Origin of the sequence: Neptunomonas sp. CHC150, assembly GCF_030397555.1 — a bacterium.
GTDB classification, from domain to species: Bacteria; Pseudomonadota; Gammaproteobacteria; order Pseudomonadales; family Balneatricaceae; genus Neptunomonas; species Neptunomonas phycophila.
Window position 1 is genome coordinate 1 of record NZ_JAPNXU010000040.1, and the last position, 2,120, is coordinate 2,120.

Here is a 2,120-nt window from a genome sequence, read left to right on the forward strand (position 1 = left end):
CAGATGTGTATAAGAGACAGCTTTTTTTTGCAATTCTATTTCAGTGAAATTCTGCTGCCGTGATGGAATGCTAATAAGCCGCTAGCCCTTTAGGAATAACGGTGCTTGCAGTAAGTTAACAGTGCTTAAAATGGCTTACAGAGCGCCTAATAAAATTGCGAAGAGTGCAAAAAATTGCAAGGAATTGAAATTCTGACGATCAGTGTTGATCTGATTGGTTTGACTAACTGATTGAAATATAATGGTTTTTGTGTTTTAGGTTAGTTTTTTAATGATCGTGTGTATTTTGTGACGATCATTTTCGGTGTTGTTCAGCCCTTATGGCACAAGGGCTGAACGTAAATGACAGAGAAAAACAAAATTGCAAAAAATGTCACGCTACTTAGGCCGCAACATTGTTCAAATTGAAGGTTAAATGGAGATGCTTGGGTACTTCTGGGTCTCGGTTCACGGCGTCCATGAACATTTCACAAGCGGGTATTACTTCATTTTTGCAGTAAACGTAATCAAATTTAATAGGGTCACCACGCGTACCACCATTTGGTATGATTGCAGCCAGTTCAACAGGGAAGCGATGGCCGGTAATCACCTCTTGTGCAGTGACGTTCTTAATTTTCTCATACTCATCCTTGGTCGCTATGTCGCCAACGGGTATGAGTTGAATTCCTTTCTCATTGCCGTTTGGAATGTTGATGAACATTGAGCGGAAGTTACCCACGCCACGGCTTGAAGCCATCTTCTGCTTTAGGTCGTCTTCATCTTCTTTACTTAAGTTAGGGTCGGTCGCGTAGAAGATAAAGCCCATGTGCAAACCGTTCTTATAGTAACGACGGCGGAACGTGGTTGAGTCTTGACTCAGTAACGCTGATTGAACACAACCAAGGTAATCTGGTCCACCGTAAACTTGCTGGACTGGGTCATATTGTTTGATGAATATGATGTCTTCTTTCTTGTAACTCTTCTGCTTGTCATCACGCTCTAGGAAAGCAAAGTCACCGTTCTTACGTTTGCGTAAATACATCGTAGGAATAGGCCATAGCCCAATGACTTTACCAAAGTAGTTACGCAGCTTAAGCAGGGCCGTGTCACCGAACTCTAAGAAGTCATGCACTGCTGATTGCATTTGTTGCTTCTGCATTCCGCCTTGGGTGTAACGACCTGAGATCATATTGCGGCGAGCCATTAAGATAGAACCATGATAAGCGTTGGCTCTAGTGAGTTTGTTTAACCCAACTCTATCCAAAGGTGGTTCCCAGTAGTTACCGTCTTCGTTGTAGTAAAGCTCGTTGTAATCGTAGTTGGTGAAATCACGATCCATGATTTCCGGCTCACCAAAGCTAAACATCAAGCTTTCATCATTAGCGGATTCTTTCGTGATTATTTCTGTTGTCTGTTCAGTCATTGATTTACATCTGCCATGTTGATTTTCGTTTTTCAGAATGATCGAGCGGCTCATTAATGCAGGCATGAGAAATCGCCCAAAATGCATCGGCATGTCCGGTTAATTCGCTGCGCTCTGCTTTGAAGGTCATGCTGTTACCGCTATTGGTGGTCGCTCGCTTGATGGCCATGAATGCCATGGCGATGTCTTTGTGTTCAGCATCAAATTGAATGCGGTTGGCTTCGACCACATCAATCATCTTCATCACCAACCGGTTCTTACTCTCATTGCTGTATTGAATGGCCACGGTTTCACGTGGGTGTTTCTTGTTAATCAGGTCATAGACACCCGCGCCAATGCCCGTTGTATCAATACCCAAATAGCTCACGTTATATCGTTCAAATACCTTTGAGACCTGCTGCGCCTGATACTGAAAGTTCAATCCTCGCCAGTAGTGCTTTTCAAGTACTCTGAACTTTTCAACAGCAACAATCGGTGGTGCAACTACAACCAAGCAAGCATTGTCTCGAGTTCGGCTTGGGTCGTAACCTAACCACACTTCACGGCGATCGAAGGGGTCTTTGTCACTGGGCTTAAAGTCTTGCCACCGGCTAATATCCACCATGGCTTTTTCGAGCGCTGAAAACTTGAAGACGGAGCTGGCGCCATCAACGAAAATGCACATAAACAGATTATCGAAATCCTGTCTCTTATACACATCTGACGCTGCCGACGATAC

The 2,120-nt window shown here is 43.9% G+C and carries 1 protein-coding gene and 1 pseudogene; both read right to left on the reverse strand.

Features of this window, described 5'->3' with window-relative positions; all coding sequences use genetic code 11:
- Window positions 1-382: 382 nt before the first annotated feature.
- Window positions 383-1,402, reverse strand: a complete 1,020-nt coding sequence (locus OW491_RS18055; protein WP_017058590.1) for a phage portal protein — start codon at window positions 1,400-1,402, stop codon at window positions 383-385.
- A gap of 4 nt (window positions 1,403-1,406) precedes the next feature.
- Window positions 1,407-2,120 (reverse strand): annotated as a pseudogene (locus OW491_RS18060) (hypothetical protein); the annotation flags it as partial.

Excerpts from the sequence above, each read along its gene's own strand:
- OW491_RS18055 (WP_017058590.1), bottom strand. The coding sequence starts at position 1,402 with ATGACTGAACAGACAACAGAAATAATCACGAAAGAATCCGCTAATGAT.